Annotated in this window: 9 protein-coding genes; 3 read left to right on the top strand and 6 right to left on the bottom strand. The window is 37.9% G+C overall.

Annotation, left to right across the window (positions count from 1 at the left end; translation table 11 throughout):
- The first annotated feature begins 6 nt into the window (after positions 1-6).
- Together I6N95_RS00330 and fabI are read left to right on the top strand one after the other, a co-directional pair.
- Complete coding sequence (locus I6N95_RS00330; RefSeq protein ID WP_245249177.1) at positions 7-783, top strand: ABC transporter ATP-binding protein; 777 nt, start codon at positions 7-9, stop codon at positions 781-783.
- Between the two features lie 127 nt (positions 784-910).
- Positions 911-1,669, top strand: coding sequence for an enoyl-ACP reductase FabI (fabI, locus tag I6N95_RS00325; RefSeq protein ID WP_209524346.1), 759 nt, complete (start codon positions 911-913; stop codon positions 1,667-1,669).
- Positions 1,670-1,757: 88 nt separating this feature from the next.
- Here fabI and I6N95_RS00320 read toward each other — a convergent pair whose 3' ends face one another.
- The 3 genes from I6N95_RS00320 to I6N95_RS00310 form a co-directional block, all read right to left on the bottom strand.
- A complete protein-coding gene (locus tag I6N95_RS00320; protein ID WP_209524345.1) occupies positions 1,758-3,338 on the bottom strand; it encodes an immunoglobulin-like domain-containing protein in 1,581 nt (526 codons plus the stop codon).
- Positions 3,339-3,572: 234 nt separating this feature from the next.
- Positions 3,573-5,171: an immunoglobulin-like domain-containing protein gene (locus tag I6N95_RS00315; protein WP_209524344.1), complete on the bottom strand. Its 1,599-nt coding sequence runs from the start codon at positions 5,169-5,171 to the stop codon at positions 3,573-3,575.
- Positions 5,172-5,521: 350 nt separating this feature from the next.
- Positions 5,522-6,895 (bottom strand): hypothetical protein, encoded by a 1,374-nt coding sequence (locus I6N95_RS00310; protein ID WP_209524343.1) that lies wholly within the window; start codon positions 6,893-6,895, stop codon positions 5,522-5,524.
- A 568-nt stretch (positions 6,896-7,463) separates the two neighbouring features.
- On the opposite strand from I6N95_RS00310, the gene I6N95_RS00305 reads away from it, so the two are divergent.
- Positions 7,464-8,918 carry an AcpB/EbpR/MafR family transcriptional regulator gene (locus I6N95_RS00305; protein ID WP_209524342.1) on the top strand — a complete coding sequence of 485 codons (1,455 nt, stop codon included), beginning with the start codon at positions 7,464-7,466 and terminating at the stop codon, positions 8,916-8,918.
- Between the two features lie 124 nt (positions 8,919-9,042).
- Here I6N95_RS00305 and I6N95_RS00300 read toward each other — a convergent pair whose 3' ends face one another.
- The 3 genes from I6N95_RS00300 to I6N95_RS00290 all read right to left on the bottom strand — a co-directional run bounded on the left by I6N95_RS00300 (position 9,043) and on the right by I6N95_RS00290 (position 13,190).
- The gene (locus I6N95_RS00300; protein ID WP_209524341.1) at positions 9,043-9,606 is read right to left on the bottom strand and encodes a recombinase family protein; all 564 of its coding nucleotides are present in this window, start codon (positions 9,604-9,606) and stop codon (positions 9,043-9,045) included.
- A 247-nt stretch (positions 9,607-9,853) separates the two neighbouring features.
- Positions 9,854-10,546, bottom strand: coding sequence for a hypothetical protein (locus I6N95_RS00295; RefSeq protein ID WP_209524340.1), 693 nt, complete (start codon positions 10,544-10,546; stop codon positions 9,854-9,856).
- A 4-nt stretch (positions 10,547-10,550) separates the two neighbouring features.
- Positions 10,551-13,190, bottom strand: a complete 2,640-nt coding sequence (locus I6N95_RS00290) for a hypothetical protein (protein ID WP_209524339.1) — start codon at positions 13,188-13,190, stop codon at positions 10,551-10,553.
- Positions 13,191-13,336: the final 146 nt, after the last annotated feature.

The following is a 13,336-nucleotide window of genomic DNA, read 5'->3' as shown; positions in this document are numbered from 1 at the left end:
TCATATTTGATTAAATTTGAAGACGTTTCATTTATTCGAGAAGGTCACAATACCATCTTAGACAGCATTAACTGGCAGGTTGCCCCCAAAGAAAACTGGGCCATTTTAGGGTTAAATGGTTCTGGAAAAACAACCTTGTTGCAGTTGATCACTGGTTACCTTTGGCCCACCAAAGGTAACCTGACCGTTCTCGGAGAACGATTTGGTCAAACGTCGATTCCTGATTTGCGTAAACAAATCGGTTGGGTTAGCTCTGCTCTGAGCTATCAGATGAAAGGGCACTTTTTAGCGGAAGACATTGTCTTAAGCGGTAAATTTGCCACTATTGGCATTCACCAGATCGTCTCCCTCGAAGAACAAGCGGAAGCCCGCGAACTTCTGACAGCTTGTGGAGGTAGTCAGCTAATCGGCAAAACCTTTGATGTCATGTCTCAAGGACAACGGCAAATTACATTGATTGCTCGCGCGCTTATGGCAAAACCGCCATTGCTGATCCTTGATGAACCTTGTAACGGTTTAGATCTTTTTGCCCGGGAACAGCTTCTGGAGCGGATTCACTCGATTGCCAACACACCAGATGCTCCTAATTTATTATTTGTCACTCACTACACAGAAGAACTGCTCCCTTGCTTTGATAATTTAATTCTGTTAAAAGAAGGTAAGATTTTTGATCAGGGGAAAACAACAGATTTGTTAACAAAGACACAGCTGGAACGCTTTTACGATAAACCCGTTAAATTAATCCCCATGGCGGATAATCGAGTCACCGTCGTCCCTAATTAGCCCTCTTTTAGATTGTGAAAGTCACCTTTTACAATCTTTTTTCCTTGTCTTAGTCGCTTTTTCTTCTAAAATCGGCTTTCACAAGGTATAATAGAAGGTAGCTTTACATTTAAGGAGCGTGATATACGTGGAAACATTATTAAAAGGTAAGAAAATCGTCTTGATGGGCGTTGTCAACAAATCCAGCATTGCCTGGGGCTGTGCGACTGCTATGAAAAAATGTGGCGCTGAAATTATTTATACCTATCAAAACGATCGTGTCAAAAAACAATTGGATAAGTTAATTGATCCAACTGAACTAACCGTTCAATGCGATGTGTCAAACGATGAGGAAGTCGCCACTACTTTTGCTGAGATTCATGCTAAAGTTGGCAACATCGATGGCGTTGTTCATTCAATTGCCTTTGCGCCAAAAGAAGCCCTTGAAGGCGAAATTACCGAAGCCCCAAGAGATAGCTTTAAAGTTGCTCATGACGTCAGTTCATTTTCATTGATCGCGGTTGCTCGCGAAGCTCGTAAATACATGAACGAAGGCGGAAGCATTACAACATTAACGTATATCGGATCAAGCCGTGCCGTTAATAACTACAACATTATGGGACTGGCAAAAGCCTCATTGGAAGCCGCTGTTCGTTACCTAGCTGTTGACCTGGCTAAACAAGATATTCGCGTTAATGCTGTTTCATCCGGCGCCATTAAAACACTGGCATCATCAGGGATTAAAGGCTTTAGAGATTTATTAGATGAAGCTGCTGAACGGACGCCTGCCAACAAACAAGTCACCATCGAAGAAGTCGGCAACACCGTAGCCTTCTTAATGAGCGATCTATCAACTGGTTTAACAGGTGACCTAATTTACGTCGACAAAGGCACTCATTTATCTTAATTATTGGTTTTTTTTAACCTAATACTTTGATAATCAAAGTATTTTTACACAAAAAGGTTGCAAGGCTTATGCCCTGCAACTTTTTTATTTAACCAACCGTCACCATAACTGTCACTGTAGTGAGATTGCCATCAGAATCTACGACTGTATAGCTAACAGGGTAAATACCTCCTCGATCTGGGTTAAGCTGACTATCATCTGCTACCACTTCAGAAGTAAGATCGCCATCCTCCAAATCAACTGCCGTTACGCCTACCATCGGATCAAAATAATCACCTTTATTGTGAAAACGATCCTGAGCATCAATAACTGGTGCATACCCTACAGGCTGCGGCTCTGCCTCTCCTTCCATCAACTGATCTGTCACAATGTAATAGTCAAACTGGCCATTACTAATACTCATCGGTGCAGCTCCTAATTGATAGGTTCTTAAAAAGCCGTACATATAACTATTCGTCATATTAAATGTGGTCATCGCCGGATTGTTATAAACTTCCATATTACCTTCCGTCCCCTTAATTACAGAATCTTGGAAGATAAAACGCGTCATCGCTGGATTTCCGTAAAAACGCACAAACCCATAAAATCTTGAGACTTCCGAGTTCATAATTTCGACTGATTGCAGGGTAGGATTATTGACCACTTGCAGATAGTTCATGCGACTGTTGACAAAGGTTAGCTTCTCCAGCTTAAGCGTTTTGTTTGCCCAAGAAATTTGCGCCAAGATGTCCACATTTCTAAAATAAAACTCTCGAGGGTCATTAAACACTGTCACATTGCCGTTAGAAAGTCGCATCGTTAACTTGTTGCCTGAATTACTAAACTCACTAATGTTAACATTGGCTGGAATCATCATTTTTCTCAATTCCTGATCATTTACTTCTCTGTAATAAATGGTTCCTTCAGTCGATGGATCAAATTTAGACTCTCCAATCATGTCAGTCGTTGGATTGATAAAAAAGTGCGCATCGGCACTTTTATTGCCGCTGTCAATCTTTTTCATGCCAGTAAATCGTTCGAAACGATTGCTTTGATACGCCACCGAAAAACCTTTTTTATTCACAAAATGATTCATGTTTCCCTTAATAAGAGAATCCGTTACATCCATTTTTTCTAATAATTTATTATTCTGAACTAGCACATCCCCTGTAAAAGTCGAATTGGTTATGCCAAAGTCAACGAGTTTTGACGCATTATTTAAAGAAAAAGAATACTTACTTGCGCCAAACATGCTGTCCTTAATTACTAGATTTTCTAAACCGCTCGAGCCATTTAATTCCATCCCTTTTTGAAAATTGACCTGATCAATCGTCAGACTTGTGACATAATGAATCGAATTAAACAAAACAGGATTAGTCACGATTAAATTCTTTAACGTTAACGATCTAATTTTAGTCAAAGTATAGGTTTGCCCATTAAATTTAACGGTAATTGATGTCGTGTTGCCGTTAATCGTCACTTGCGAATTTTGAGGAATTGCGATTTCCAAAGCGTTCCCATACTGATCCACATACTCCACACCAGCAGTCACGGCTCTCGACGTAACTGCTCCAGTCTCAGCAGCGCCTTCTGCCGCCTCCACAACACCACTTAAACCTAATAAATTACTTGCTAACAAGGTTGTTAACACCAAATACTTGGTACTTCTTTGAACCATTTTCTTTTTCAATACCATATCCTCCACTTTTCGTATTTTATGACCTGTTTATGAACGATATTCGTTAATATTTACCTCCCTTAAATTGTTTTATCAATTTCATAAAGAGTATCAAATGAACAATATGTACAAATATGTTTATTAAAATCGTATCACATTCAACTCACAGGTGCAATTTTTATGCTAAAAAAGGTAGGAATAAAAGGATACTTAAAAGCATCCTTTTATTCCTACCTAATCTTTGATTTATCCCACTGTTACTTCAATTGTAACCACAGTCGTGTTACCATGAGAATCCGTTACTTTATAAGTAACTGGGTACACGCCATTTCTGTCAGTATTAACACTATGTGGCTCTACTTGAATGGCTTTAGTTAGATCACCATCTTCATAATCATACGCCTCAATACCTTCTAAAGCATTAAACTCATCGCCTTTGTTGACAAAGGTATCAAAAGCATAGATCTCCGGCACTTCTCCAATAGGTTGAATGCCACCTTCACCTTCAATTACATTATTGGCTGCGACATATTCATTAAATCTGCAGTTGCTAAATTGAAGCATGGCACTACCTGAGTTTTGCGCGTAGACGTATCCATCATAAAGATTATCATTCATAATAAAATCTTCTATTGCTAAATTATTATGAATTGACGTATAACCTGATGTTCCCTTAACAGTCGATTGTTGCATCACAACTCTTGTAAGAACCGTGTTCTTAAAGACATTGATATATCCTTGTTTTTGAGAAATTTCTGAACGATGGATTTCAAAACTTTGCAGTGTTTCACTGTTTCCAACTGAAATCACTTCTGTACGGCAATCGATAAACGCAATGTTCTCTAATCGCAATGTTTTAGCCGTTAAACTAACATCGCTTTTAATATCAACATTATTAAAGGTAATATCTCTAGGATTATTTATGATATGTTGAGCACCATTTTGCATTTTTATGGTAATCTTATCGCCTGATGCTTTAACACTTGTGATCGGCGTATAAGCCCCTACAGGAATGTTATGTGCCTCGTCGCTAAAATTATCCGTATAAGAAATACTTCCTTTAGCCGATGCTTTAAATTGAGACTTCCCGATTCCTCTTTCAGGCTGTTCATTGATATAGAAGCTATCACCAGCTTTTCTGCCACCAGTTCCGATAATCCGCGAACCATTATAGCGCTCAAAACGGGTATTGCTATAATTCGTACGATAAGTACTTAAGTTATTTTGCTGTCTGGCATCATCTTGTAAAATAGAATTGGTAACATTGACTTCTCCCAAAGGCCTATTAGTATAGATATGCAGATCAGCAGCAAATTCAGATTCATCAATTGAAAACTTAGTTAAATAAGGAGATGACTTAACTGCCAATGAATAGTCAGTTGAACCAAAATTAGACCTCACCACTGTTAAACTTTTCAGTTTGTTCATCGCTTCGATGTTAGCGCCATTGACGAAAGTAACACCGTCAAAGGTCATATCTACGATTGTGTCTGTATAGAAACCAACCTTATTCTTGACCATGATATTTGTTAGCGTAAGGTTTTTGGCATTCATCAATCGATAAGTTTGATTATCAAACTTGATAATCACCTCTGTTGCCGTTGTATTCATAGTCACTTCTGAACTTTCTGGAATGCTAATTTCCTGTTCAGAACCTAAAAAGTCCGTATAAGTGATACCACTTGAAATAAATCGAGCATCTTTATCTAATAAACTCAATGTATTAGGTGCTAACTCCGCTGCCGCTACTGGCTCTGGACTAGCCATGGCCAAAGCAGTACTCGCTAATACTGATGCCAACATGATATACTTGGCACCTCTGTTTTTGTTACTCTTTGCTTTCAAATCTTTCTCCTCCTCTGATGTAGTTGACAAACAGCGCCTGTCGACAAGATATTTCAAAATAGATCGATAAGTGAACGGTAAATAAAAACATCGCAACGATTATTCATAAATATTGTAGAAAAAGCCAATCAATAAAAAATGAAATCGTTGCGATGAAAGCCTCTATTTTCCAAAAAAACTGTGTTTATCTCTAAAAATTTCCGTAACATAATCTTATAAATGTACCTTATGGATAATCAGCATCATTGTGTGCAACATGTGATATCTCCAGTTTGTCTAGCTGACACCCATAAGATCAATTCAGATTAGGTTATTGGGATGAGTTAACATCCTCACTAAAACGGAATGGCCTATAATTCTTCAATCCACTGACGGTCTGCTTCACCTTCGATGACACTTGTTGATGACAGATAGTCATTAAATTGGCTATTGCTAATTTGTAGAACTGCTTGACCAATGTCTTTTGTATAAACATAGCCGTGGAAGAAACTATCGTTCAAGATGAAGTCTTCTAACAATAAGTTTCTAGAGACCGATGTATAACCTGAGGAACCTCTAATAGAAGAGTCTTGAACAACAAATCTTGTTAAAACACTATTATTATAAACGCTAAAGTAACCAGACCCTTGAGATACTTCTGTGCCGTGCATCTCTACTTTCTGAAGTGTTTCACTGTTTCCAATAGCAATCGCTTGTGTTTTACAATTAACAAAATTGATAGACTCCATTCTCAGATATCTAGAAACAAATGAGATGTTTGTTCTAAAATAGACATTCTTGAATTCTAACTCAGTCGCACCATTGATATCATAAGTCACACCACTTTGTAGCTTAATCGTAATCCGATCCTTATTATCTACAATACTAGTAATACCTAGATAAGCTGGTATTGTCCGTTCGTTGACATTTCCATAAGCATCCACCCACTTAATAGATCCTTGTTGTGCACCAATATAACCAGTGTTAGCAATTGATCTTTCAGGCTGAGGATTGATATAGAAAATATCGCGTGCGCTCTTGCCACCTGATCGATTAGAACGGCCAGTTTTAGGACGCTCAAAACGATTGTTAACAAAGACAGTTCGATAGCTTGGTTGATTACTATACTGAGTCGTGTCATCTCTTAAGATTGAGTTCGTAATATACCCTTCACCTAACATAGCGTTAGAATAGATCCGAACATCAGCATTAAAGGTAGAACGGTCCATCACAAGATTAACCAAGTACGGGCATGAGTGAACAGCTAATGAATAACTTGTATCACCAAAGTAAGAATCATTTTTAACAATTAAAGTCTTAAGCTTTCTCATGATACTGATGTTAACACCTCTTTCAAAGTTAACACCATCCATCGTTAATTTTGTCACTGTATCTGAGTATAAGGCAGCTTTATTCACCACATTGACATTTTTAAAGGTAATCTCTTTAATATTTGTTAATCTGTACTTGTATGAATTAAATTCAATTCTGATTTCTTTACTAGTAGAATACACCTTAACTTGTGCCGATTGCGGAATAGGTATTTCTTGCTGATGCCCCGTTGCATCAATGTAGGAAATCCCACTTAGTATTTCGACATCCTCACTTAAAAATTCAATTACTTTCGGTGGAATCTCAGCTGCATCAGCTGATGTTGTGAAGGTGGCTAATGACACCCCCCCAACAACTGCCGCTAACATAAATAGCTTAGCGCTTTTTTTCTTTAACACATCCATTTTTTTCAATTAATTCTCCTCCTCTATTCAAAGTTAATTAAATGTTATCACCCAAATTTCGTAAATGCAAGGGTTAATGAAATTATTTTAAAGATGATTATGGTTTTTAAGTATAAAAACAATCAAAAAACAATTATTTAATAACACATATCTTATTATGTGTATTAAAAACAACTAGCGAAAACTACTATTCTTATCACCTAGCAAGCCTAATAAGTCATTTTCAAAACATAACTATCACATAAATCAAGTAAATAAGCTTAGTAAAACTTGTTTCACGCAAAAATCAAAGTCTAATCGAGCAATTAAACTATTTAAAAATCAAAAAAAGTCATTATTTTTTCTTCTAAATAACACATATACAAATTCATAAAATAGCATATAAAATGACGAAAAAAACTAATAAAAGAACAACAACATCTCTAAGTGCACCTTTATTTTTTTCACTATCCCCTAAACATTAAATTTTTTCCGCAAGTACGGTAAATTATAACAGGTAATCTCTACTGCTTTTATATTATCATCAATTAAGCGGTTCATTTATCCGACTAAAAAAAAGAAAGAAGGGTCGTTCAACATGCGCAGTTTATTACCCAGTCGTGACAAACGAATTATATTAACACTAGAATATCTTACCTTCAATGAGTGGGTATCTCTCAAAAACATTACCGACTACTTAGGATATTCGGAAAAAACTGTTCGAAATGACCTTGGATTTATTTCTTCGGAGTTTGATGATATCAGTGTTGTATCTTCCCCTCAGTTGGGCTATCAATTAATTAAACACTCATCTGCACCACTTGAAAGCATTGTCAGTCAAGTGATTGATGGAACTCTGATTTTTCAATTGCTTCAATTACTTTTACTCAATTCCAGTTGTAAATTGGCTGAACTGGAATCAGCTTTGTTTATCAGTGCCAACAGTATTCGAAATGCCGTTAAAAGTTTCAATCGATACATGAAAAATGACAATCTAACTATTGAAAACCGTCCTTTTAGATTAGTTGGCAACGAACTAAAGATTACCTCCCTCTTTTTTGTGCGGATGCAACAAAGCTATTTCAATCGTGACATTGGACAGGAAAAACCCATCCTTCAATACATAGAGACTCTTGCTAAACGATTAATGGCCGATAATAAGCAATTAAAGCAAACCTTTCAAGATGATCCAACTACCTTAACAACTTTATTATACATCCGGATTTATCGGGAAAAAAATAATTTTTCTGTGCCTACTAAAAAGGTCTACTACCAACAAGATTATCGCTTGTTGTATGATGAAAAAATCAGCTCCCGCTTTTTTCAATTGTTTGAGATAGAGTTGGATAAAAAGTTGCTAAATCGCTTGGTCAATTTTATTTTGTTTGAACCAGTTGCCATCAATTATTTAGAGCTTCTTTATCATTTTTCGCATACAAGCGATTTCAATCAAATTCACCAACCACTCTTATATGTCACCAATCAAATGCGACAGAAACTTGCTTTACCGCAAGTAACGCCTAACGAACTAATCACGATTATCGCTCCAAAGGCTCAGGCAAAAGGTTCAGAAAATCTCCAGTTTGATTTTGATACTCATCACTTTTTACTTGAGATTCTAAAATATGAACTTGCTGCTTTATTTGAGAAAAAGCACTCATATAATCAACAACCTTTTTTCGATAATTACCTATTAGTTGAACTAGCCTACAAGTTACAATTTCATTGTCTCGATCTCTCATCTCGTCTCAAAGAGATCAATCAACCGATGAAAGTAGCTGTTTTACTCAGTTCTAATAAAGCCCATAAACAATTGACGACAGAATTTTTATCCTATTACTTTGGCAAACAACTAAAATATACGCTTGTCTCATCCCTAACTGACTCTCAAGATTATGATTTAATTATTACTAATACTGTTGACTATCCTAAAGACGATATCGCCGTGCTAAAAATTGCGAGTTTTCCAGGAGATGAGCATCTTGAACAATTAACAAAATTGACCGAAGCTCACTCCTTAACCCACTATATCAATAATAATTCAACTAAATGAGCCATACTACGACCTTTCTCGCGCACTCTTTGAGACAGTTGATAAAAAAGAGCTAGAAAAAACCTACTGCTATGGGTTTCCTATCTCTTTTTTACTATATCACAATACATTCATTAGTCTCTCGTTAGCCTGTATATTGATTGGCTATTTCGTCTTTCTTTCTTTTTTCCACTATTTTTTGAACGTACTTATGAACCGTTCCAATCGATACATTTGCTGCGCCACTAATTTTGCGATAACTAACCTGCCTATCGTAAAGATGAGCAATTATCTGCACTTTTTCTTCGCTAATTCCCGGCCTACCAACTTCTTTCTCGGTAGACTGAGTCAATGGTCCCCTTTTCTCCCTAAGCTGATGGTCCATCTCCACCATTCTGTATAAAACCTCTTGGAAGGAAATAAGCCAAGGTTCTGTCATATTTTTTTGATCAGCCAAACTAAATAAGCTGACATTTAATTTATCCAATCGCTTCATCAATGTCATTAACTCTTCACTGAACAATCCTAAGCTTTCCAGACTCTCTACAACAAGTTCGTCTCCCATAACCAACTTATCAAGGAGCTTATTTAACTTTTCATTGTCGCCAGTCTCAATGACAATTTCATCACAGCCATGTGCCAGCATCTGGTTGAAGGATTTTGTCTCTCCAGATTCTTCCTGAACAATCATATAACCAAATTTACTCATATCTTTTTCACCCTATTTCATTAATAACTGTATCTCTTCTTGGGCATCTATCATTTCCTTCTATTAACTCTATCATAAAGCCTTTTCGAACAAAAACAAACACCAAAAAGTGCGGTAATTATGGTAATTTTCTCTGTTTTACACTCACATTAGAGACAAATATAAAACAGAGTGTTCAAATACTTCCCTCTTATTTCATCAAAAAAATCTGCTGAAGATGATGTTGATCACTTTCAGCAGGGGCTTATTAACTATTGACAACAATTGACAATACTACCTTTGAGGCATTTAGTTCTTTTTGCGTCTCTTCATCGAACATCTTCACCGCCGCATAAGCTTCATAGGTGCCCTTTTTCAAAGTACGATTTAACTTGCCTTTATTGATGTACTGCCCTGGAGAGATACTTCCTGAAGAATACAAAATTTCATCTGAGTCTGCCAGAAAAATATCAAATGCAATTACTGTCTGATTCTCTTCTGGATTGACTGCTTGAATCGTGCCAAAGCCATCTCCCTGATTAAAAATCACTTCAGTGTTCATCTGTAAATTAACATAACCTTCGTCCACTTTCTTCTGCATCCGTTTCATCAGCTCTTCCTTGTCAATTTCCTTAGCATCCTTCATCTCAGGAGCCAAAGCAGCAGGCAGAATATTCTCCTTCGGCAATTGACTTTGCTGCCAGATAAAGAGGCTGCCAACAATCATTACCGCCATCAATAATATACCGAGAAAGGTCGGTACTTTTTTATAGCGTTTCACAACAATTGCCAAATCCTGCCCTTGACTATTAGCAGGAATCACCACTTGTTTTAACTCTGGAGAATAAGCAAATTCTTTAAGCTCGTAGCCAGCTCCCAATCGCTTCTGAACCTCGCCTACTAAGATTTCTTTAGATTGAAAGTACTTTTTAAGTAATGTCATAGATTTAGTCTTTGTCATAAAATCACTCCTCATTTGATGTAAACACTAGATTTAACCGATAACTTGGTCTTAATGTTTCGAGATAATTCCCATAGTACTGACCGCTTAAATTGAACTTAAGGGTTTGATTTGGCCTCACATTTCCTAAAAAGTCAGCACTCATATTCTCCTCTAGTAAAACACGTTGTTCAGCCGCATTTAAGTAAAGCTGCGCTTGATTAGTTGATCTCAAGTCGGGAATGTCAACTAGTTCAAAATTATCAAGACTTGTCTTATTAAGACTACTGACACTTAAACTGACGGTCGTCATTCCCCAATTTTGAATCTCATAATTAGGAGACGTAATCGCCCCCAACTGACTTGATAAACTACCAAACAAGACATCTTTTGGAATCATTAAGTCAATATCCTTACCACGATTTAAAATGGTAATGGCCGTTGTTATCTCATGAGTCAAATAACGATGGCTCACCTGATATTCTCCTGGCAACGGTAGCTCTTCCAAATCCGTATCGACCAACTCCACTAATGAGCTGTCCAAAGATCCTTGCTCATTCCATATTTGACGGTTTAGTCGCCCGTTGATAAATGTTTCCAACTCCCCAGTTACCTCTTCTGGGTAGGCTTCAATCGGTGTTGTTCTCAACATAATGCCCGTAGTATCCGACGTTCGCCCCACAACACTCTGATCATCGTAAACAAAGACCGGTATCACAAAGTCAGTGTAATTTCCACTAGAATCCGTTCCTCGAGCGATCACTTGCTGACGACCTGGGACAGCTGTCAAATCAGCTTCCAACATCTCAATTGTCGCCTCACCACCGTTGTCCACTAATTCCTTAACTAACTGATCAAAGGCCGGATTAGCAATATCGGCCACGTTGACTAACTGCAAGAGCGGTATAGCCGTAGGGCCAATCGTATCCATAACTTTGGCTGTCACTCGTAATTCTACCAAGTCCTCCTCTTGAACGACAAACGTCAAGTTGCTGTTAGCTTTTAACGCCTGTGGCAATGACCAAGTAAAGCTACCTGTGCTATCCGGTTTAATCTCAGGACTAACAAAAGGCGTCCCATCATGATAAAAACCTTCAATCACCACTATCCCTCCACTAGAGGTCTCTCCCACAAGCTGTTGACTTTGATCAGTAATGGGCTCATGTGAAAGTTCAAGGCTTGCGGCTGGCTTTAATACCAGTTTTGCTAGATTGGCAGTCGCCGGAAATTCTCTAGCAAATCGTTGACTATTACTTTCGGTGACTGATGGTTGAGCTAGCTTATAAAGAACAGTTGCCGTAACATTAGGCCATGAGTGACTGAGACCTCCACCAATTTGCTCATACGTTTCAACCGCTTGTTGGACCAAAAACAGTTGACTGCCATTGCTGTAAAAATTAAACAACCGATTATTATAGGTATTTTCCAAAACAGCCGACGCCACCTGCCCAAAGCCAACATAACCTTCAGCCGTATTTAATTGAATTAAATTGGTCCGATTATCAGTGACAATCTTCACTTGGCTATGGGCCGACGCCGTTAACATACCTCGACGTGTCACTGGTAAAAAACGAGTTCGATCAATAGCGCTTTTACCGCTGGTTTTACTTGTATCTAATATTTCCACATTAGACCCTTCATCAAATTGAAAGCTGTTATTCTTGTCTGGAATAACATTAAGATAATTGCCTCCTATGGATAGTTTCAACCTTGCGTTTTTTCCTACGTGAAGCATACTGGAAACTTGACTAGAATTATAAAAAAGTGTCTTTTTCGTTTCGATCTCCACATCTGCCTCATCATCAATGTAGATGCCTGCTTCGCCACTGCCAACCAGATACATAAATACATGCAAATTAGGATCGAGGGAAGTGGAGTCATGACTGATTCTCGCCGTCCCAGAAATATGCAACCGATTGAGCTCACCAAATTCCTGAGCACGGCCACCGCCATTGACTTGCGTAAAATGACTAGTACCAGATAAATAAACATCACTATTTGGCCCCCAAAAAGCTTGAGCATTTTCTGAATAGTAAGTCACATTATGATAATACTGCTTCACATTGGTATAAGCTGCCCCTACATGAACAATACCGTAATAATTTTCATTCATAATCGACACATCTTCGATCCTGAATTGACTATTTGAAATTGCCATATTAAAGTGATCGTGATACCCATAGTTCTTGATTGTCAACGTGTGTTGCTGCTGAGTCCAAGGATTACGTCCAATTAAATGAAAGCCATCAAAAAGATCTATTCGTTTATTAATAACAATATTATCTGTTAATATCACGTTCTCTTTATTTTTAATTGCTGCTTCAAGAGCTAGCAATGTTCCAACTTCCGTATAACTTTGGCTGTCAATCACTCTTCTAGGAGAAACTTCTGTTGACTCCAGCGTAGCTTCACCTGCGGGTTCCGTTTCTGTGGCCACATCTTCCATTCCAAGTTCCGTCAGTTCAAGTTCATCCTCTTCCACCGAGCTTGTTGTCTCAGTTTCTTCTAATAGCGGCAGCGCCTCTGAGCTAATGAGCTCATCATCGTCTAATCCTATCTCCTGAGACAGGTCGGAATCCGCCTCAATTGATTGTGCCGAAATCGTGATGCTCCCGATAATTTGAACAATCAGCAGACTGACTACCATCATTCTTATTCGTTTCATCCGATCCCTCCTGTCTTGACCTTTTCTTTATTCTAACAGCTTTTGAAGGTAGTTCTGTCTCAATTTTTAGCCTTAACTGATACAAAATTTGATCTAAGAGCAATCAAAAAAAGAAACAACGATTGCTTTCCGTCGTTTCCTTTAAT

Source organism: Vagococcus allomyrinae (assembly GCF_017829975.1).
Taxonomy (GTDB): domain Bacteria; phylum Bacillota; class Bacilli; order Lactobacillales; family Vagococcaceae; genus Vagococcus_D; species Vagococcus_D allomyrinae.
The sequence above is the reverse complement of the archived record's forward strand: the minus strand, read 5'-3'. Positions and strand labels throughout refer to the sequence as shown.

Excerpts from the sequence above, each read along its gene's own strand:
- I6N95_RS00305 (WP_209524342.1), top strand. The coding sequence starts at position 7,464 with ATGCGCAGTTTATTACCCAGTCGTGACAAACGAATTATATTAACACTA.
- I6N95_RS00300 (WP_209524341.1), bottom strand. The coding sequence starts at position 9,606 with ATGAGTAAATTTGGTTATATGATTGTTCAGGAAGAATCTGGAGAGACA.
- I6N95_RS00295 (WP_209524340.1), bottom strand. The coding sequence starts at position 10,546 with ATGACAAAGACTAAATCTATGACATTACTTAAAAAGTACTTTCAATCT.
- I6N95_RS00290 (WP_209524339.1), bottom strand. The coding sequence starts at position 13,190 with ATGAAACGAATAAGAATGATGGTAGTCAGTCTGCTGATTGTTCAAATT.